Origin of the sequence: Fibrobacter sp. UBA4309, assembly GCF_002395745.1 — a bacterium.
Taxonomy (GTDB): domain Bacteria; phylum Fibrobacterota; class Fibrobacteria; order Fibrobacterales; family Fibrobacteraceae; genus Fibrobacter.
The window spans coordinates 20945-41231 of the sequence record NZ_DGUN01000044.1; the positions used below are offsets into that span (position 1 = coordinate 20945).

At 54.4% G+C, this 20287-nt stretch carries 17 protein-coding genes; all 17 read right to left on the minus strand.

Annotated elements, in window-relative coordinates:
- Positions 1 to 6: 6 nt before the first annotated feature.
- The 17 genes from purT to B3M32_RS05040 all read right to left on the minus strand — a co-directional run bounded on the left by purT (position 7) and on the right by B3M32_RS05040 (position 20174).
- A complete protein-coding gene (gene purT, locus B3M32_RS04960) occupies positions 7 to 1191 on the minus strand; it encodes a formate-dependent phosphoribosylglycinamide formyltransferase (RefSeq protein ID WP_290743963.1) in 1185 nt (394 codons plus the stop codon).
- Between the two features lie 44 nt (positions 1192 to 1235).
- Positions 1236 to 2063, minus strand: a complete 828-nt coding sequence (locus B3M32_RS04965; RefSeq protein WP_290743964.1) for a hypothetical protein — start codon at positions 2061 to 2063, stop codon at positions 1236 to 1238.
- A 21-nt stretch (positions 2064 to 2084) separates the two neighbouring features.
- The gene (locus B3M32_RS04970) at positions 2085 to 3200 is read right to left on the minus strand and encodes a hypothetical protein (protein WP_290743965.1); all 1116 of its coding nucleotides are present in this window, start codon (positions 3198 to 3200) and stop codon (positions 2085 to 2087) included.
- 129 nt (positions 3201 to 3329) lie between these two features.
- Positions 3330 to 4580, minus strand: a complete 1251-nt coding sequence (locus B3M32_RS04975; protein WP_290743966.1) for a hypothetical protein — start codon at positions 4578 to 4580, stop codon at positions 3330 to 3332.
- Positions 4581 to 4663: 83 nt separating this feature from the next.
- The gene (locus tag B3M32_RS04980) at positions 4664 to 6226 is read right to left on the minus strand and encodes a hypothetical protein (RefSeq protein WP_290743967.1); all 1563 of its coding nucleotides are present in this window, start codon (positions 6224 to 6226) and stop codon (positions 4664 to 4666) included.
- A gap of 219 nt (positions 6227 to 6445) precedes the next feature.
- A complete protein-coding gene (ftsZ, locus tag B3M32_RS04985; RefSeq protein WP_290743968.1) occupies positions 6446 to 8023 on the minus strand; it encodes a cell division protein FtsZ in 1578 nt (525 codons plus the stop codon).
- A gap of 34 nt (positions 8024 to 8057) precedes the next feature.
- Complete coding sequence (gene ftsA, locus B3M32_RS04990) at positions 8058 to 9302, minus strand: cell division protein FtsA (RefSeq protein ID WP_290743970.1); 1245 nt, start codon at positions 9300 to 9302, stop codon at positions 8058 to 8060.
- Positions 9295 to 10143: a cell division protein FtsQ/DivIB gene (locus B3M32_RS04995; RefSeq protein WP_290743971.1), complete on the minus strand. Its 849-nt coding sequence runs from the start codon at positions 10141 to 10143 to the stop codon at positions 9295 to 9297. The genes ftsA and B3M32_RS04995 overlap by 8 nt, the downstream gene beginning before the upstream one ends.
- Positions 10134 to 11516: a UDP-N-acetylmuramate--L-alanine ligase gene (murC, locus tag B3M32_RS05000; RefSeq protein ID WP_290743972.1), complete on the minus strand. Its 1383-nt coding sequence runs from the start codon at positions 11514 to 11516 to the stop codon at positions 10134 to 10136. The genes B3M32_RS04995 and murC overlap by 10 nt, the downstream gene beginning before the upstream one ends.
- Complete coding sequence (murG, locus tag B3M32_RS05005; protein WP_290743973.1) at positions 11516 to 12586, minus strand: undecaprenyldiphospho-muramoylpentapeptide beta-N-acetylglucosaminyltransferase; 1071 nt, start codon at positions 12584 to 12586, stop codon at positions 11516 to 11518. Before murG ends, murC begins: the two co-directional genes overlap by 1 nt.
- Positions 12583 to 13755, minus strand: coding sequence for a peptidoglycan glycosyltransferase FtsW (locus tag B3M32_RS05010; protein WP_290743974.1), 1173 nt, complete (start codon positions 13753 to 13755; stop codon positions 12583 to 12585). The genes murG and B3M32_RS05010 overlap by 4 nt, the downstream gene beginning before the upstream one ends.
- 6 nt (positions 13756 to 13761) lie before the next feature.
- Positions 13762 to 15150: a UDP-N-acetylmuramoyl-tripeptide--D-alanyl-D-alanine ligase gene (locus tag B3M32_RS05015; RefSeq protein WP_290743975.1), complete on the minus strand. Its 1389-nt coding sequence runs from the start codon at positions 15148 to 15150 to the stop codon at positions 13762 to 13764.
- A complete protein-coding gene (locus tag B3M32_RS05020; RefSeq protein ID WP_290743976.1) occupies positions 15144 to 16559 on the minus strand; it encodes a UDP-N-acetylmuramoyl-L-alanyl-D-glutamate--2,6-diaminopimelate ligase in 1416 nt (471 codons plus the stop codon). Before B3M32_RS05020 ends, B3M32_RS05015 begins: the two co-directional genes overlap by 7 nt.
- Positions 16559 to 18451 carry a penicillin-binding transpeptidase domain-containing protein gene (locus B3M32_RS05025; protein WP_290743978.1) on the minus strand — a complete coding sequence of 631 codons (1893 nt, stop codon included), beginning with the start codon at positions 18449 to 18451 and terminating at the stop codon, positions 16559 to 16561. Before B3M32_RS05025 ends, B3M32_RS05020 begins: the two co-directional genes overlap by 1 nt.
- A complete protein-coding gene (locus B3M32_RS05030) occupies positions 18444 to 18758 on the minus strand; it encodes a hypothetical protein (protein ID WP_290743979.1) in 315 nt (104 codons plus the stop codon). Before B3M32_RS05030 ends, B3M32_RS05025 begins: the two co-directional genes overlap by 8 nt.
- Positions 18755 to 19711: a 16S rRNA (cytosine(1402)-N(4))-methyltransferase RsmH gene (gene rsmH / locus B3M32_RS05035; RefSeq protein ID WP_290743980.1), complete on the minus strand. Its 957-nt coding sequence runs from the start codon at positions 19709 to 19711 to the stop codon at positions 18755 to 18757. The genes B3M32_RS05030 and rsmH overlap by 4 nt, the downstream gene beginning before the upstream one ends.
- Positions 19698 to 20174, minus strand: a complete 477-nt coding sequence (locus B3M32_RS05040) for a division/cell wall cluster transcriptional repressor MraZ (protein ID WP_290743981.1) — start codon at positions 20172 to 20174, stop codon at positions 19698 to 19700. Before B3M32_RS05040 ends, rsmH begins: the two co-directional genes overlap by 14 nt.
- Positions 20175 to 20287 lie beyond the last annotated feature (113 nt).

Genomic DNA, 20287 nt, shown 5'->3' on the forward strand with positions numbered 1-20287 from the left:
ATATCGTTACAATTCCACTTTGACTTTTTCGCGCATGGCCATGACCTGCGCCTTGGCTTCTTCCACAGAATTGCGGCGGGCAAGCAGCACGCCCAGACGGCGGTGGCCCTTGAGTTCGGGCTTGCCGAACAGGCGGAGCGCCGTATCCGGTTCGGCCAAGACTTCTTCGAGGCCGCCAAACTTCATGTGGTCGGAGTTGCCGTCCACCACGATAGCCTTCGAGGCGCTCGGGCCGTGGAACGCGATGTTCGGGATGGGCAGGCCGAGAATCGCGCGGGCATGCAATGCGAATTCAGAGAGATCCTGCGAAATCAAAGTCACCATGCCGGTATCGTGCGGGCGCGGAGAGACTTCGCTGAACAGCACCTGGTCCTTGCACACGAACAGTTCCACGCCGAAGATGCCGCGGCCACCGAGGGCGTCGGTAATCTTTTTTGCGATGTCCTTCGCCTGTTCCAGGAGTTCGGGTTTCATCGGCTGGGGCTGCCAAGATTCCTGGTAGTCGCCGCCCACCTGATGGTGACCCACCGGTTCAAGGAAGCTGGTACCGCCCACATGGCGCACCGTGAGGAGTGTAATCTCGTAATCGAACGGCACAAAGCCTTCCACAATCACGCGGCTGGCATGACCGGTACGGCCCTCGTGCTGGGAAATGTCCCACGACTTCTGGATGTCGGCTTCCGTCTTGATGACGCTCTGGCCGTGGCCCGAAGAACTCATCACCGGCTTCACCACGCAGGGGATGCCGATTTCCTTGACTGCCTTCTGGAAATCCTCGAAGTTGTCGGCAAAGCGGTACGGGCTCGTCTTGAGGCCCAGCTCTTCGGCGGCGAGGCGGCGGATGCCCTCGCGGTTCATCGTGAGCTTGGTGGCCTTCGCGGTCGGGATGACGTTGAAACCTTCCTTCTCGAGTTCCACGAGCGTGTCGGTCGCAATCGCCTCGACTTCCGGCACGATGTAGTCGGGCTTCTCCAGTTCAATCACGCGGCGCAGTTCGGCCCCGTCGAGCATGTTGATCACGTGACTCCTGTGGGCCACCTGCATGCCGGGCGCATTGGCATAACGGTCCACAGCAATCACTTCGACTCCGAGACGCATCATCTCGATGATGACTTCCTTGCCGAGTTCGCCAGCTCCGCAAAACAGCACCTTGGTGGCGCTAGAACTTAGAGGGGTACCGATTTCTGCCATATTAAACTCCTTGGTTTTACAGGAATAATATAGTTATAATCCTATCAATTATAGCTACCGATGCTCATGATATTGAATTTACCGGTGGTACCGCCAGCCTTCTGAATCATGATGATTACCGTAGCAAGCGTCTTCGCGGCTTCATCGCCAGTTTCCTTGCCCTTGGTTCCCCACTCGCCCCAGCCGGCCCGTCTAAACCGGGACCAGGCAAAGCAGACTTCGTCGCCAGTCTCTGACCTCGGGAGAGTAACATACGGAAGATCATAACCGTAAAGAGGTTCACCCGTACTGAGTTCCAACGTGGCTTCGACATCGTTAGTATAAGAAATGCAGAGGCCACCCCAAGCAGAAGCGTCCGCCACATCGGGATCTGCAAAGGGATCCCCAGACAAGTTCTTCACACCGGCGACATTGAAAGCAACGCCGACAAACGGATGATAGTCCAACGTACCGACATCAAGTTCAAATTTACCACAGACTCCATCGCACGCATCGATTACCGGATCGAGTTCATCCAGGAAACCAACGTCAATCTTAGCAGGCCATGTAATGGTAGACAAACCTCCTTCAACATGATCGTCAAAGAAATACCAATAACCGGAAGTTTCCGTACCGTTATCAAGGCCCGTGTCCACCCAATAATCACTAGCACCCCCTTTCCAATAGAAAAGAGTGCCACTGCGATGTGTCGGCAGAGTGTCTATGGATGACGAAGAACTCTTGTCTTCAGAAGAAGAACTCCTTACCTTGAATGAGGAACTCATTTCCCGATTCGGATTTGCGGGCGTCCACGAATCATCGTCACTGCAAGCAAGGAACAGCGTACATGCGCATGCCACAGAAGCGGTCAAACCCAGTTTCAGAAGATTCATTTGGATACTCAGGGTTTTCTATCAATAGTAACTGCTGACACTTATGATATTGAAAGACCCGGTGGTGCTGTCAGCCGCCTGAATCTTGAAACGAATCGTAGCAAGGGTCGTCGCAATCGAGTCACCAGAAATCTTGCCCGTGCCCCAACCGGCCTGTTTAAATTGAGCCCAAGAATTGCAGACCTCGTTGGCAGTAGTCGATTTCGGAAGCGATGCAAACGGAATATCGTAAGCGACAAGGGCACTATCCTTTTTCTCGCCCATGCTGAGTTCCAATACGGGAGGCACATCAGAAGTGTAGGTAATACAGATGCCTCTCCAAGCAGAAACGTCCGCCACGTCGGCATCTTTAAGAGGATCGCCCAAAGCACTCTTCATGCCGGCCACATTGAAAGCAACTCCGACAAACGGTTTGTATACCAGCGAACCGATATCAAGTTTAAATGTACCACAGACACCTCCGCACGCATCGATTACCGGGTCTAAAGCATCTTCGGAATATTCATTGCCGAGTGCAACAGGCCATATTATGGTAGACAAGCCTCCATCAACATGGTCGTCAAAGGGAAACCAATACCCGGAAGTTTCCGTACCGTTATCGAGGCCCGTATCCACCCAATATTCACCAGCAGGTCCATCCCAACGGAAATAAGATTTACCATAGTATGTCGGCGGAGTGATATAGGACGACGAACTGGACACAGTCGGCGGCATTACGAAAGAAGAACTGGACAAAATCGGCAGGAATACGGATGACGAACTGGACGAAGCCGGTTCAACCTGTCCACCATCAGCCTTCCACGCATTGTCTTCGCAAGTATAGACAGCCTTTTCCTTTTTCACGAAGGCCACCACGCCTTCACGCTTGGCAGAACAGACAACAAGATCTTCAAACACATCGACTACAATGACATCCCCATCTTCCGAAGACGAAGATACTGACGATGAAGATTTTTCTGCGAGCGAAGATTTTTCCGAAGACAAAAAGTCTTCTGACGACGAAGATTTCTTGGAATCCTCGTCTATTTTCGATATCGTCTTATCCGTATCGCCAGACAGCGTAGGGTTGAATTCCGTTTCGCCACCGCAACCAGCAAGTATAGCGGTCAAGGCCAAGGGAAAACAAATTTTCTTCATGATCATTCGGAACCCCCATTTTTGAATATCATCTAAAGTAATATATACAAATTTTAGACAAAAACGGTCCTGATTTTACTCAGGGCCGTTTATTATAACCTTTAAAACCGCGATTGCAGATTCTTATGATTAATATATGCTGCTGATGCTGATGATATTGAAGAGACCAGCAGTTCCATCTGCTGCCTGGATCTTGAACTTCACAGAAGCAAGGGATGCCCCAGCTTCGAAGCCCGAAACCTTACCCTTGCCCCAGCCAGCCTGTTTGAATCCAGACCATGCAGTGCAGACCTGGTTCGGAGAAGCGGACTTCGGGAGAGCGACGAACGGGTTATCGTAACCGATAGAAGCGTCCGCTGCGTCACCAAGACCGAGTTCGAGGCTAGCAGCAACATCGACCGTATAGGTGATGCAGAGGCCACCCCAAGCAGAAGCGTCAGCAGGAGTTGCGGCGCCACCAGTAGCGGTAGCAGTACCAGCAACATTGAAGAAGACTCCAACGAACGGCTTATAGGTCAAAGTACCGGCATTGAGGGAGAACGAACCGCAAACTCCACCGCAGTATTCGATAACAGGGTCCATGGCGTCCTCGGAATACTCATTTCCAAGCGGAACAGGCCATTCTATGGCAGACAAGCCTCCATCGAGATCATCACCAAAAGTAACCCAGTAACCGGACGTTTCTGTACCATTGTCAAGCCCCGTATATACAAAGTACTCACCCGAGTTCCCTTCCCAGCACATGAGTTTCCCTTCACAAGACTCCCCCGGAACTATGTACGGTGCAGCGGAGGAACTGGAGAACCGCACGGTGGAAGAACTGGAGAACCGCACGGTGTAGGAACTAGACCAGCCCGACACGACAGAAGAGCTAGAGAAACCCGGCATAACCACAGAAGAAGAACTGTACAGGATAGGTATAGTCATAGACGATGACGATTTAAACATGGCTGCCAAGATGGAGTCCGCCACATGCTGCGCCATCGTATCCACCGGATTGATTACTTCGGAAATCGAGCCTGCAACCCGCCAGGCATCGCCATCGCACGTATACATGGCCTTATCTTCTTTCACGAAGGCGACCATGCCTTCGCGCTTGGCAGAACAGACAAGAAGATCTGCAAATTCATCAACAATAACGACATCCTCGTCGTCCAAAAACGAAGACTTCGCTGAAGACGAAGACTCTTCTGACGATGAAGAATTCCTGGATCTCGAGGAACTGGAGTCATCTTCACCACCAAAATCGTCATCGGATTTCGATATCGTATTTTTCGAGTCCGAATCACCCGATTTCGTAGGATTGAATTCAGTTTCAGAACTGCAAGCCGCAAGGAGGGCGGCCACAGCAAGGGATAAAGCAGATTTCTTCAAAGTCATCCTACACCTCTTTTGAAATGTTATTTTCTTAATATATATTTATTTCAAGTTCATACAAAGTGACGGCCGTCACAAGGCAACGGCTAGAACTTCATGTCGACCGGGTTGAAATTGAACTTGACGCCAGATCGAATCCAGCCGTCAATCCCGTCGTCGCCGCGGACGTGGCCGAGATTTTCGTAAATGCGGGCACCACCGCCCAGGTAGAAACCGAACCAATAGGTCATCTGCATCTTGTAGAGCACGTCCAGCAGGTACTGCGCCTCTTCAACACCCGAAGGGGACTTGTCTCCACCCTCGAGCGCGACGTTATAATCCGTGTACATTTCCTTGTCGCCCTGACGCAGCCAGGCAAGCGTTACAGAAAGCGAATGCACCCTGTTGCTCCAGCCGAAATCGAACCACATATCGAGGGCGTCGGCTCCACGGCGATACCCGATAGGATAATCCACGAAATAGGCGTCGGCGTAATTCGGGTCATCCTGCTCGCGGTAGTTGCTGCGATAATTTCGGCGGCTCGTGTACTTGAGCAGAGGCAACTTGCTATTGTTTGCCACGGGGTCGGTGCGCACCACATCCAGACGCCACGAGAACTTTCCGAACCTGGCCGTCTGCAATTCGTGATAATAGCCCACAAGGTAATTGATGACGGAACGGCTCGTCCCCTTGTCGTCATCTTCGCCCACCGGGCTATTGATGTCTTCCATGTTCACCTGAGTATAGAAGCGGGCCCCGTTAGAGGTCTTGTAGCCAAATTCGGCAGACGTCGCCGCCGACGTGTAGCCGGTCGCGTAGTTGTCGTGCCAATAAATAAAGGGACTCATCGAGCGGAACTCGGGAGCCTTGCCGCCAATCATACTCTGTTCGGCCACATAAACCCAGAACTTGTCCGTTTCGACACCGAGGCGGTGGAACATGAACGTCTTGATATTGTCGGTATAGGTACGGTTGCGCTGATTCGCCACCTGTTTCGAAGGTTCCGTACATTTCTGGGCATAGGCTTCCGTGCCTTCGGGCGGGCATCCCGTATCGGGATCCACGTCATCACCGTACAGCCAGGCGTTCAGGGAGCTGAACAAGAAATCGTAGCGGAAGATTCCGGGAGTAAACTTCCAGTGCACGCCGTCATGGTACGGGGCTCCCCCTACCAAGATGTCGTTTTTCGAAACCATCAGGTCGTCTACCGCGAAGCGGCCGAACTGGACAAAGCCAACCGGGTTTATCCATTTGGCATAGGCATTGTTCGGGACATTGATGTCGAGCTCGCTCGGGTCGTACGTAAAGTTGCTATGCAAGTCGTCCTGGTACCAGGCCTCGATATCGCGGCGAAGCGGGGCTTCCAGGAGCACGTGAAAACTCTTGTAACCGGCGCGGAAGCTGAGCGTAAAGAACGGATCCAAATAATCTTCGTAGCTGCGGGCGTTTTCGAGCGGAATCTGCAAGCCACGCCAGTTTCTTCCATACCAGTCCGCGGTATCGGCGGCAAAAGTCGCCGCGGTAGGCCCGCCATTCAGGCCGACATTGAAATCCGTACCTATCTGGAAATAGCCATTCCTACCCGATGCCGGAAATTCCGAATCGGTCGCCCAGCCTACCGAAAAAGCCAGAAGGCCGCAAAGGCCTAAAAGCATGCCGCGAACGTTCATATACCAGACAATATAAAAAAGAAAAGGGGATTCTTTCGCCTTCATATAGACGACAGCGCAAAAACCGCGGATAAAAGGAATATCCCCGCTTGTGCGGGGATATTTTTGGGAAAAAAACAGAGAAGAGTCGCCCAGGCAGGGAGACCCGGGCGACTCCCTTGTGTTGTGGTGAGCACGCATTCGCGCGCTCGTTGTGTGTGTTATTGTTTGACTTTCAAATTAGAACAGGTCGTTGTCGCCCATGCGGAGGTAAGCCGGCACGTCGTAGTCGACCCCGTTCGTCTTGAGAGAGTTCTCGGGGTACTTCAGATTACGCGGTTCCTGCTGGACAGCGGCCATGGACGGGTCCGTCATGGGCAAGTGCTGAAGAGTCGGAATTTCGTTGGTGCCAGTAGAAAGGATGTCCATGTCCGCGATAGAAGAGACTTCTTCCGTTTCACGCAAGGAAGCGGAGGTAGTGATAATCTCTTCTTCAACCGCAGCCTGTGCATTGAACTTGCTGGAAGCATAGCCCTGTTCTTCGGGCATCACGTTCATCGGCACCGTACGGGCTTCCGGGGCAACCGAAGGCATCGCAATAGTGCGGTGAGCCAGAGCCGCAAAGTTGAATTCCGTCGGACGCGGCGTTGCAGCTACGGGCTGGGGTGCCGGAGCTGCAGGAGCAGCGGGAGCGGCGGGAGCGGCAGCAGCCGTTGCAGGAGCGCCCAGGGTATTCACGAGGTCACTGGCCTTTGCAGGCTGAGCCGGAGCCGTAAAAGAGCCGGCAGAGAACATCGGGGCAACTTCGGGCTTCACGGAGCCTCCGCAACCGGTAGCGATAATAGTAATGCAGACCTTGTCGCCGAGTTCCGGGAGCAAGATATCGCCCATGATGATGTTCGGGTCGTTCTTGTCGCTGACGGCTTCGTGGATGTGTTCCATGGCCTCGTTGTATTCGAGCATGGAGAAATTTTCGCCATGAGAGACGTTCACGAGCACGCCGGTCGCACCGTCGACATTGATGTCTTCGAGAAGCGGAGAAGAAAGGGCCATGTCGGTAGCACGAATTCCACGGTTTTCGCCTTCGGCGATACCGGTTCCCATAAGGGCACTACCGCCGTTCGTCATGACGGTACGGATATCGGCAAAGTCAACATGGATAAGGCCATGGCGGAACATGATGTCGCAGATGCTGCGTACGGCATTGCCGAGGATTTCATCCGTCAGCCTGAAAGCGCCATCGAGCGTAAGGTTCTTGTCCGTCGACTGGACGACGTTCATCAACTTCTCGTTGTCCACCACGATCATGGTATCGACAGAAGAACGGAGGGACAGGATGCCGTCGGCAGCAAGAGTGCTACGGCGCTTGCCTTCGAACTTGAACGGCTTGGTCACGACGGCCACGGTCAAGATTCCCATTTCGCGGGCAATCGTACCGACAACCGGAGCGGCACCCGTTCCAGTTCCACCGCCCATACCGGCGGTAATGAAAATCATGTCGGCGCCCTTCATGGCGTCCTTGATTTCCTCGATGTTTTCTTCGGCGGCCCTCTTACCCACATCCGGCTTCATGCCGGCGCCAAGGCTCTTGGTCGTCTTTTGACCAATAGCGATCTTGTGATCGGCCTTGCTCAATTCAAGAGCCTTCGCATCGGTATTCACGGCGTAGTATTCCACGCCTTCGATGTTCATGCCGACCATGCGGTTCACGGTATTGCCGCCGGCACCGCCGACGCCGAACACCTTGACCTTAGCGTTGTTGATAGAAGAGTCATCCATCATGATATGGGATGTCCCGTTGGTTTCGAATTCACTCATAGTTTTTCTCCCTGATGATTGTGAGTGGTTGTTGTTAGAAATAAGTCTTGATGAAATCCATGAACCGCTGAAAACCTTTTTTCACCGATACAGAGATTTGTTTTCCTGTTTCACGCTTCCTGTTTTCGCGTTGCTTGCGCGCCGCGTAGTGCAAGAGGCCTATTCCGGTCGCATACGACGGATTGCGGAAAGCTTCCTGGATGCCGCTCGTGCCCTTGGGGCGCCCGATACGTACCGGCTTGCCGAACACCTTGTCGGCAAGTTCGTCGATACCTTCGAGAGCGCAACATCCTCCCGTAAGCACGATACCGCCATTGAGAAGCGAATCCATCTTGTGCTTTTCGAGGTCGGCCTTGAGAATCTTGAAAATTTCTACCATGCGGGCGCTGATGACCTTGGCCAGCAGCTTGCGGGAGCACTGGATCATGCCGCGATCGCCGACACCCGGCACCGGGAACGTTTCGTCTTCGATCAGGTTGCTGATCTTGCACGTGCCGTACTTCTTCTTGATTTCTTCGGCCTTCGAAAGCGATATGGGGACCTGCAGACACTTGGTGATATCGCTGGTAATCGTATTTCCAGCCAAATCCACCGAAGCCGTATAACGGACCGATTCGCCCACGAACACAGCCACATCGGCCGAGCCGGCACCGATATCGATAAGGGCGACACCCAGTTCGCGTTCGTCGTCGGTCAACACGGCATAGGCGGCTGCAAGAGGTTCCAGCACAAAATCCATCACGTGGAGCCCGGCGCTTTTCACGCACTTATCCAGATTCTGAATGGCGTTCGGTCGAGAGGTGACAACCTGAACATCCACACCGAGGCGACGGCCGTTGAGACCTTTCGGGTTACGTATTCCCGACTGGTCGTCCAAGGTATATTCGCCCGGGAACACATGGATAATCTGTCCGGCAGATTCCGGAATCGTACTTGCCTGGTTCTTGACGCTCTCGATATCCTGGCTGCGAACTTCGCCTGTCGGGAGCGTGATGAGACCCTTGTAATTGAGCGAGTTCACATGCTTGCCGGCAATGCCCACGTACACGTCGTGGACATCGACGGAAGCGAGCGATTCCAGCTGGCGGGCAGCCTTCTGGAGGTTTTCCACCACGGAATCCATCTCGTCTGCATTGGTCAGCGGCAGGTCACCGCATTCCAGCACACGGACAGAGTCTTCGGCGACCGCGCCCATGAACAGATTGATTTTCGAGGCCCCGATGTCGAGACCGAAAATCAGGTCTTCTTTTCTTATCTCATTTTGTCTGTTTTCATCCATTGACACACCTCTTGTCAAAATTCCTTACATAGGCAAAGCCTGCGTAACGCAAATCCACTTCTCCGGCGCACCGCATGTCTTGCGGGAATCCGGCTTTTACAGATTCATAAAGAACGAACATGGAATTCCCCCATCCGTTTTCCGGGAAAAGCACCCTGTGCCCCACATCCCTGAAATACACTTCGAAAGCCCTGTCTTCTTCGCTCCACGACACCTGCGAAACCTTGTCGTAAAGTTTCTTGTCGCCGGTACGCATCGCATACAGGAACAGGGAAATCGGCTTGACCTTCTCTATGGAGCCCATATCGATTACCGGCAAATGGAAGGCCGTAGTCATGGAAAGCGGAAGCACCATCCCGCGTTCCGAATAGACCGTCGCCTTGCCCCCGTCAAATGCAGAGACTATCGGCGAAGCTTCTTTCAGCTTGATATCCAGCGAAGACGGGAAATATTTCTTGACCGACACGGAATGAATCAGGGGCATCTGGAGAAGGGCCGCCTCCACGGAATCGACGTTGAGTTCCGACATGAGCATGCCCGGCTCCACCTGGGCGTTCTGCACCACGTCTTCCCAAGAAAGCATGCGGTTTCCTTCGATGTCGATATACTGCAAGTGACGCAATTCCATGGGATTGAATCGCTGCAGATAGAAGCGGTAATTCCATGCGGAAAACGCGATGGCAATCAAGACAGCGCAAAGAATCCAGCCGCGACGGCGGAACCAGCGGAACGTGCCGCCGATACCGCGCTTCACCTTCTGTGCGCGCGCCTGTTTACGCTTTTCCTCGTTATAGCCGATTCTACGGCCGAGGAATGTCGTCTTGGTCCCGGTCAAATGCATTCCTCCAATATGCGGGTTCCGAGTTTATACACATTGCCAGCCCCCATCAGCACGACCACATCGCCCTGGCGGAGTTCCTCTTTCAGGATAGGCAGCAAATTCATCTGGTCACCCACGAAACGGGCGTTCCTGTGGCCGCGATCGCTCGCGCTATTGGCCACGAGAGCACCGGTAACACCTTCTATCGGGCGTTCACGGGCCGGATACACGTCGGTCACCAAAAGCACGTCGCAGTTCGCAAAGGCCATGCCGAAAGCTTCGTGCTGGTCACGCGTACGCGAGAAAAGGTGCGGCTGGAAGGCAACCACGATTCTCTTGTCCGGGAATGCTTCGCGGAAGCCGAGAAGAGTCGCCGTCGCTTCGGTCGGATGGTGGGCATAGTCATCGAACACCATCACGCCGTTCTTTTCGCCGATGAATTCAAAGCGGCGGGTAACGCCCTCGAATTCGGCACATGCCTTGCGGGCCACATCCGGAGAAATGCCCTCTTCCATGGCAAGCGCCACGGCGGCGGTGGCATTCAGTACGTTATGGCGGCCGGGAATCTTGAGACGGAATTCGCCAAGAGATTCGCCGTCGTTCAAAATTTCGAATACGGGATAGCCCTTTTCGAAGCGCAGGTTCTCGACGCGGTACTTGGCCTGACGGCTAAAGCCGTAGGTAATTACCGGCTTACGGACGCGGGAAAGAATCGACTGCACGTTCGCATCGTCAAGGCAGAGAATCGCCTGGCCGTAAAACGGAATCTTGTTTACGAACTGCACGAACGCGTCCTTGATTTCTTCGATGTTCTCGTAAGTATCCAGGTGGTCGGCATCGATATTGGTCACGATAGCCGAAGACGGCATCATCGAAAGGAAACTGCGGTCGAACTCGTCGCTTTCGGCAATCAGGTAATCGCCGCGGCCCACCTTGGCGCCGCTGCCCTTGCCCTTCACCACACCGCCCACGATAATGGTCGGGTCAAGGCCGGCTTCTTCCCAAATCTGCCCGACAATGGAAGTGGTGGTCGTCTTGCCATGAGTACCGCAAATGGCGAGCGTGTACTTAAGACGCATCAGTTCGCCAAGCATTTCGGCACGGCGGATTACGGGAATGCGGCGATTTCGCGCTTCTACAAGTTCCGGGTTGTCGTACGGAATAGCAGAAGAATATACAACGAGGTCGGCATTCTCTACGTTCTTTGCCTCGTGTTTCGAATCTACACGGATACCCAAGTTCTTGAGATAATCGATAACCTGACCCTCGCCCATGTCGGAGCCGGTCACCTCGAAACCGTTTTCGTGCAGCACTTCGGCAATACCGGACATACCGGCACCACCGATGCCCACAAAGTGAAGACGACGAACACGCTTGCAATCGTTAATCTGCATTATACGCTTTCCTTTTCCATGATGGCTTTCGCAATCTGGTCGGCAGCATCGGGCATACCGATACCCTTTGCCGCAGCAGCCATCTTTTTCAACTTCGCTTCATCGAACAGCAGGGATTCCACCTTGTTCCACAGGTCGTTCGGGTCGCTGTCCAGTTCTACCAGGCATGCACCCGCCCTTTCGACCACGCGGGCATTATGTTCCTGGTGGTTGGCCGTGGCATGCGGATACGGTAGCAAAATCGAGGGCTTGCCGAATGCGAGAATTTCAGCGAGCGCCGAGGCGCCGGCACGGCTGATAATCAGGTCGGCATAGTTCATATAGGCATAGATGTCGTCCAGAAAGCCACGCACGGAGACGTTGGGCATATTTCCCAAACGGCCCTGGATAGAATCGACATTCTTGACGCCCACCTGCCATACAACAGACACGTCGGAACGGGAAGTGATTTCCTTGATACTCTCTTCAATCTTCACGTTGATGCCATTCGCACCCTGGGAACCGCCGACAATGAACACGGCCTTTTTGCCTTCGGCAAATTCGGCCGGGCGCTTGAGGCTATCGGCCTTCGGGAGTTCGCGCACCGGGTTTCCAAAGACGCTTGTCTTGTCCTTCGGGAAGAACGAAGCGGCTTCGTCGCTCGTCACGAAAATCTTTTTCGCGTAGCGGGAGCCGAACTTGTTCGCTACACCGGCCACCGCATTCTGTTCCTGGAGGTAAACGGGTATGCCGAGCCTTCCTGCCGCCATGACAATCGGGAGCGACACATAACCGCCCGTAGCGACAACCACGTCCGGGTTCACCTTCTTCACGACGCTCTTGGCGCGGACAAGCGACTTGGACAGTTTGAAGGGAAGCGCCAAATTCTTGAGGAACGGACCGCGATGCAGGGGTTCTGCCGTAATGTATTCGTACGGCCAGTTCTTGGCCACCAGGCGTTCTTCCATGGAATCCTTACGGCCGGCGAACGTAATGTCCGTCACGCCCATCTTCTTGAGGCTTTCGGCAATGGCTACTGCCGGGAAAATGTGGCCACCGGTGCCACCGCATACAAAAAGGAACTTTTTCATTCTTCGGTCCTCACAAAATCAAATCCACTAAACGTACGGGCTGCGGAACTTTCGCACCCGCTCATATATGGTTCGACAATCTTCTTCCCGGTACCCGACTTGGAAATATTCAGGAGTATTCCAACGAAGAGTCCGGAGAAAATCAGGTTCGTCCCGCCAAAGCTCAAGAAGGGCAACGGCTGGCCCGTTGTCGGGAAAAGGCCGGTGCAGACGCAGACATGCACCAAGAAATTCAAGAACAGCGACGTCGTCAACGCAACCGCCATGTACTTCCCGAAACGCGTAGAAGAATGGCGAGCAATTTCGAACCCTTGGTAGAAAAGGCATCCAAAAAGGGCCAGGATGAGGAACGTACCGACAAAGCCCATCTCTTCGCCGATGACCGCATACACGACATCCTTGTGGGCCTCGGGCAAATACCCCAGCTTCTGCATGCCCATGCCGATTCCAGTGCCGAAAACACCGCCATTGCCGAGAGCTTCCAGGGCCCTTTCGCCCTGCATGGCCGAAATCTGGTTCGCATTCGGGTCAAAGAAGGCCGCGATGCGCTTTGACGTATGGGACTTTATCAAAAGCACAATTACACCCAGCAGGGCTCCGCCACCGAGAACAGGCATCAGGTACTTGAGTCTCGCCCCGGCGACCAGGAGGACAACGAAAGTTATTCCGGCAAACAGGATCAACATGGAGAAGTTCGGCTGCAGCGCCAGCAAGAGCGCCGAGATGGCGAACGGGACCCCGGGCTGCACGACGCTGCACTTCAAGGTCCTTATTTCTGTTCCGGCTTCGGACAGCTTTGTCGCCACCATAGTGATGAGGCCAAGTTTCAGGATTTCGGAAGGCTGGATGCCCCAAATCCAGCGGCTCGCGCCCTTCACGTCGCCACCGGCGACAATGGCAGCAAGCGTCAGCACGCAACCGATAATGAAAATCACGCGGGCGCCCTTTTTCCAAACGGCGTAATCCACCTTCGACGCGACAAACATGGCAGCCAAGGCCACCACCACCTTCCAGCAATGAGCCTTCAGGTAGTGTTCCGGAGTGAGTCCAAGCTTAAGCGCATGCGTTGTCGAGGCGGTGTAGACAACTACACAACCCAGGCACATCAACACGAGTGTCGACAGCATAAGCAGCTTGTTCACGCCATATGTCTTGACAGAATCGTTCATCTACCTCTATGCCCTAAAAACAGGGGTCAACTTAACCAAAGCATCTACGATGCGTTCCATTTTCATCCCGCGGCTACCCTTGACCAACAGGACATCGCCTTCGGCCACGGTTCCCTGCAAGAATTCGATAATTTCGTCTACAGAATCAAAGTGGAACACAGCCTTCATCCCATGCGAACGGGCGCCCTTGACATAGTTGCGGGCATCCTTGCCCACCGTCAGGAGCAGGTCAAAACCGTTTTCGGGAACGGCGGCGCCAATCTGCGAATGAAGATTCGCGCTGTCCTTACCGAGTTCCAGCATATCGCCCAGAATGGCGATGCGCTTGCCCGTGGCCTTCATGTTCCCGATAGTCTGCAGAGCCATCTTCGTAGAAGACGGGTTCGCATTGTAGCAGTCAGAAACAATCTTGAAGCCGTTGGCCTTCTTGAATTCCATGCGCATGTTCGTCGCACGGTAGTTCATGAGGGCCTTCGCAATGTTCGTCATCGAAATTCCGAAAGTCTTGCCCACGGCAATGGCGGCCAGGGCGTCGTAAAGGTTGTGCGTTCCCGGGACATTCAAGACGATATGCGTACGGCCGATATAGAAATCGGCGCAGGAATCATCGTTCCACACGAGCTTTTCGGGGCGGACAACGCCACGGCCGATACCGAACGTGAGCACCTTGACATTGCGGGTCGACTTCACCTTGCAAAGACGGGAATCGTCGGCATTCAAAATCAGCACGCCGCCCTTCTTGAGCCCATCGCGGATAGTAATCTTTTCGCGGAACACTCCGTCCAGATCGCCAAGGCGTTCCAGGTGGCTGGCGCCGATATTGGTAATCACGGCGACATCCGGCTCCGTCGCCAAGGAAAGCGGGCGGATTTCGTCGGGACCGCTCGTACCCATTTCCACGACAGCGGCTTCGTGCGAATGCTTCAGCTGGAACAGCGTCATCGGGACGCCGATATGGTTGTTGAAGTTACCCTGCGTAGCATGGGTGCTGAACTTCATGGAAAGGACAGCCTTCGTCATTTCCTTCGTGGTGGTCTTGCCGTTGCTTCCGGTAATCGCGACCTTCTTCAGCTTGAAGCGGCGCTGATATGCCTTGGCGAGCTTGAGCAGCGCTTTCGTAGTATCGTCTACGGGCGCATACATGGTAAAAGTGTTCTGTTCAACGGCTTCCTGATTTACAACGCTCATCAGCGCACCATCCTTTTCCATTTGGTTGACAAACTGGTGGGCGTCAAACTTCACGCCCTTTATAGGCCAGAACACCACGCCCTTGGCCTTTTCTCTTGAATCCATGCAAATAACAGCCTTGCGCTTGAGCGTACGTGCCGGGACGCCCACGGCGGACGTCTCCAGGCTCTCGAGCATTTCGGCGATTGTCATGTCTAATTTCAGCATTTCTCCATTGCCTTCACCGCTTCTTCGCGGTCGTCAAAATGATGTTTCGTCTTGCCGACGATCTGGTAATCTTCGTGGCCCTTGCCGGCAATCACCAGCCAGTCCCCATCCTCGAGTGCAGCGCAAGCCTTCGCGATGGCTTCGGCACGGTCTTCGATTACCTCGAACTTTTTCGAAGTCATCCCGGCACGGACATCGTTGATGATATCCGTCGGATTTTCGGTACGCGGATTATCGGACGTGAGCCAGGCCTTGTCGGCAATCTGCTCCACGGCATGGCCCATGATGGGGCGCTTCGTCTTGTCGCGGTCGCCACCGCAGCCGAACACGCACGAAAGCGTACCGCGGCAAAGGCTGCGGGCCGTATGCAAAACGCGTTCCAGGGCATCGGGCGTATGGGCGTAATCGACAATCACATGCTTGCCGTTCTTGCTCCAGACCTTTTCGAAGCGGCCCGGCACGCGGACGCTAGCCAAGGCGGCGCGCATGGAAAGTTCCGGAATGCCGACAGCGTTTGCCCAGGCAAGCACCAGCAACACGTTATCCACGTTAAAATCGCCACAGAGGGGCGTTTCGAATTTTTCCGTCGCAATCATCGGGAGCAAGATTTCGAGGCCGTCCTCGGAGCTAACGATGTCGCCTTCCGGCTTCACGAAAGCCTTCGCCTTGCCCAGGCGAGACACGGCCACCTTCTTGCAAGAAATCCCGTCGTACAGCTTTTCGCCATAGGCGTCGTCGATATTGATTACGGCGACACCGTCTTCGGCGAGGTATTTCGTAAACAGGAGCTTTTTCGCCTCGAAATAGTTTTCCATCGTCTTGTGGTAATCGAGGTGGTCCTGCGTCAAGTTGCTGAACAGGCCGCTCCTGAAACGGATGCCCGCCACGCGGCCCTGATGCAACGAATGGCTAGAAGCTTCCATCACCAGGTCGGTGCAGCCCGCGGCTACGGCCTTCGCGGCAAAGGCGAACAAATCCAGAAGACCCGGAGTCGTGAGGGTCGCCTGCACGGAGCTCTCGCCAATCTTGTTCTTGATGGTACCGAGAAGCGCCGTCTTCTTGCCGGCGGATTCGAGCATCGCATTCATCAGGAACGCACTCGTCGTCTTGCCGTTCGTCCCGGTAACCGCATGGCAACGGATTTTTGCAAACGGATCCTTGTAGAAAATCTTTGCCGCTTCGAGGCGCGCCACCTTCACGTCGGCCACCTGAATCCACTTGGAAGCCAGGCCTTCCGGGGCAGGGACCTCTCCCACCACGGCGACAGCGCCCGCCGCGATTGCGTTCTTGGCAAAGTCCTCGTAGCCGTCGGACGGTATCGAGAAGAAAAGATTCCCCGGCTTTACCCTGCGAGAATCATCGCAAAGTCCCGTCACAGCGAGTTTCTGCATCAGTCCTTCCGAAATCATCAACCTCTCTCCTTAAGCGTCAGCTTGCAAGTCATTCCCTTGCGGATAGCCTCATCGGCTCTCGGGGTCTGCGACGCTACACGGCCCTTGCCTTCATACTCCACGTTCATGCGGATGCTTCCCATAACTTCGAGAGCATCCTTCAGCGAAAGTCCCTTCAAGTTCGGCATTTTCGTCGCCACCGTCACGCCGAGCGTCAACACGGTACCGACAGAATCCATCATGTCCGACCGCTGCGAAATCACGCGGTCCCCTTCGCCGTCGAACGAAATCGCACAACCCTTGTCGGCAGCAATCTTTTCTGCAGCCGCCATCGTCATGCCCATAAAGTCGATATCGCACGGGGAGTTCGGGCTGACCTGCGCCAGGTTGTGGCTCACCGGAGAAAGCGACGGATGGTAATAGATGCCTTCCATGATACGGCGGAATATCGGGCCCGCCGTAAGGCCACCCACGTGCTTGCTCTGCGGATCATCCACCAGCACGAGGCACACGTAGCGGGAATCTTCGACCGGGGCAAGGCCGATAAACGAAGCCACCTGGTGGTCGCGATCGTATTTGCCCGTTTCCTGGTTGTACTTCTCGGCCGTTCCGGTCTTGCCGCCGAACACGACATCCGTAAGCTTCTTGGAGGCCACCCTCTTCGCCGTACCGCTGTTCACCACGCGGTTCAGCATCGAACGGATCTTGGCCGCAGTCTGTTCGCTTACCACACGGCGCACTTCCACCGGCTCCCGCTTCTCGACCAGGTTGCCGTTCGCGTCGCGCCATTCCTTCACGATCAGCGGTTCCATCAGCTTGCCGCCATTGGCGATAGCCGCATACGCCATCACCATCTGGATAGGCGTCACCATCACCGCATGGCCAAAGCCCATCGTCTTGAGGTCACTTCCGCTGTTTTCGGCAAGGGAATGCGGATCTTTCAGCGCACCGGATTCTTCACCGTAGAACGAGTCAGACGTTTTCATGCCGAATCCGAAATGGCTGGCCGTCTGGTAAAGTTTCTGCGCACCCACTTCCGAAGCAATCTTCGCAAACACGATATTGGACGACTGCACCATCGCCTCGCTCATGTTCATGTCGCCGTATTCGTGCGTATCGCAAATCGGATTCGTCCTCGAGTTCCATTTCCAGCACTTGCCTTCGTTCGGGAACACGCGATTCGTATCGACCGCGCCGCTTTCGAGGGCCGCAGCGGCGGTAATCACCTTGAACGTGGAACCCGGTTCGTAAGCCATAGCCACAATTTCGTTCTTGGACATGCGTCCGATTCCCTGCGTCTTGGAATTCGGATCGAACGTCGGGTAGCTCGCCATAGCCAGGATTTCGCCCGTATACGGATCGACGACAACCGCACTCGCGCTCTTCGCGCTAAATTCGATGACGCCGTCCTTCAGGGACTTTTCCACGATTTCCTGCATGTTCTTGTCAATCGTGAGCACCAGGTTCTTGCCCGGTTCCGCCTCGGCCACATTTTCGCTGCGGCTGTAAATTTCACGATGGCGCACGTCTTGCACGCTCACGCGGAACCCCTCCACGCCCGTGAGGCGGGAATCGAACACGCGTTCGATACCCATGTTGCCGTGACCATTGAAATCGAGCTTTCCGACAATCTGGCTCGCCAGCTTGCCCTGCAAGAAAATGCGGCTGTAATCGAGTACCTTGTTTGCCGTATCGCGCAGGTTGTCGGCAAGGACGACCCCGTTGCGGTCCATAATCTGGCCACGTTCGGCATAGACGTTCCTGGAACGGACGACCATGTCCTTGGTCTTGGACTGGTACGTCTTCTGGTTCAATACCTGGATGCTGAATGTCTGGAGCATGAGAACGCCGACGATACTCATGACAATCCACTTGATAAAGGCAAGAGGCTCCAGCCTGAACTTATTCATTCCGCCCCCCTTGCAACATCACCTTGACGGGGACCGTATTCAAATCCAGTTCGGCCTGTTCGGCAAATTCACTCAAGTTTTCCAGAGAAGAAAGTTGGTTAATCTTGAGTTCGAGCAGAAGGGCGTCGCGCTGCAAGAAGGTAACCTCTTGCGCAAGCTTGTGCTGCGTTTCGAACAAGCTATTCAGGCGGTTCTGCAGATAAAGCGGCAGCATAAAGAACATGACCATGAGCAGGAGCACGACAAAGACAATCTTGATGATTGACCGGTTGCTGGTGGGTACACGTAATTTCTCGGTAGCGCTCATACTCTCTCGTATACCCTCAGTTTCGCAGAGCGCGCCCTGCTGTTCTTCGCAATTTCTTCGTCCGAAGGCAGAATCGGCTTGCGGTTCACCTTCTTAAGGCGCTGGTGATTGCCGCCGCACGTGCATACCGGCATATGGTCCGGGCAAATGCATGCCTTCTCGAATTCGGCAGCCGTCTGCTTGACGCAGCGGTCTTCCACCGAATGGTAGCTCATGACAACCAGGCGGCCACCCACCTTGAGGCAGTCTACAGCGGCACGCATGCTGTCTTCAATTTCTTTCAGTTCGCCGTTCACTTCCATGCGGACCGCCTGGAACACGCGAGCGAGGAGCCCGTTTATTTCGCGGCGTTTGTCGGGGAACACCGCTTCTACAGCGGCCTGCACGTCAGACGGCAAAATTTCGCGGCCTTCTTCTTTTATAGCGGCAGCCATTTCGACCAAGCGGGTCGCCAACTTGAAGGCGCGATCCATGTCCGCGTTCTTGCGGAGCGCTTCGGCCAGGTCATCGGCACTAACCGACATGAGCCACTGCTGTGCAGAAACGCCTTCGCGACGGTCCATGCGCAAGTCCAGCGGGTTGTTGCCGACAAAGGTAAAGCCGCGGGAACGGTCATCTACCTGGTGGCTGCTGATGCCAAGATCGTAAAGGATTCCGTCCAAAGTAGCGGGGGCGATTTCATTTTTCAGTTCACCGAAACGCACCGGATGGACAATGAACTTTGGCTTGGTTCCGGCCAGGCGTCTCGTTGCGTAGGCGACAGCTTCTTCGTCGCGGTCAAACGCATGGAGCGTTCCCGATTCACTTAATTTGTTTGCAATCGCACAGGAATGTCCGCCACCGCCCAGGGTGCAATCGGCGTAGGTCCCGTCCGCCTTGATATTCAAGCCATCAAGGCATTCGGCAAGCATTACCGGATCGTGATAGAAGGCTAGGGCATCAACGGTCGACATCAAGACCCTCCGTCGAGCCAATCTTGTAGAACATATCGTCGAACGACTTCAGATCCTCTTCGGACTTCTTGCTGTACTTAGCATTGTAGCGTTCGGGGTTCCACAATTCCAGAGACCTCCCACGGCCGGCGGCATATATCACCTCGGTCGTAAGGCCCGCATGCTCCAATAATTCCCTGGGGAGCAAGATACGGTTCTGGCCATCCATTTCAACAGGAGTGGCATCAAGTTGGTTCCGGAATATTTCGGCTTTCTGGCGGTCTTTAAACGCGTCGATTTCGGCCATGAATTTTTCGAATTCCGATAGGACATACAACCGGAGGGTGTGGTTCGGGCCACAGGTGACCACAAACTCGCCCCCTTCGGTAGGCCCGAGCTGGCGGCGGAATTCCCTGGGGAAGGAAGACCTTCCCTTTCCGTCGATAGCCGTCTGGGCTTTACCTATGAAAAACGATAGACTCATTTTTTCCTTTTTGACACAACTTGCCACAACACTTATAACACGTGGTAAATCTACCTACTTTTACCCACTTTTGCAATAGAAGACATCGAAAAAACTTACAAAATCATACCAGA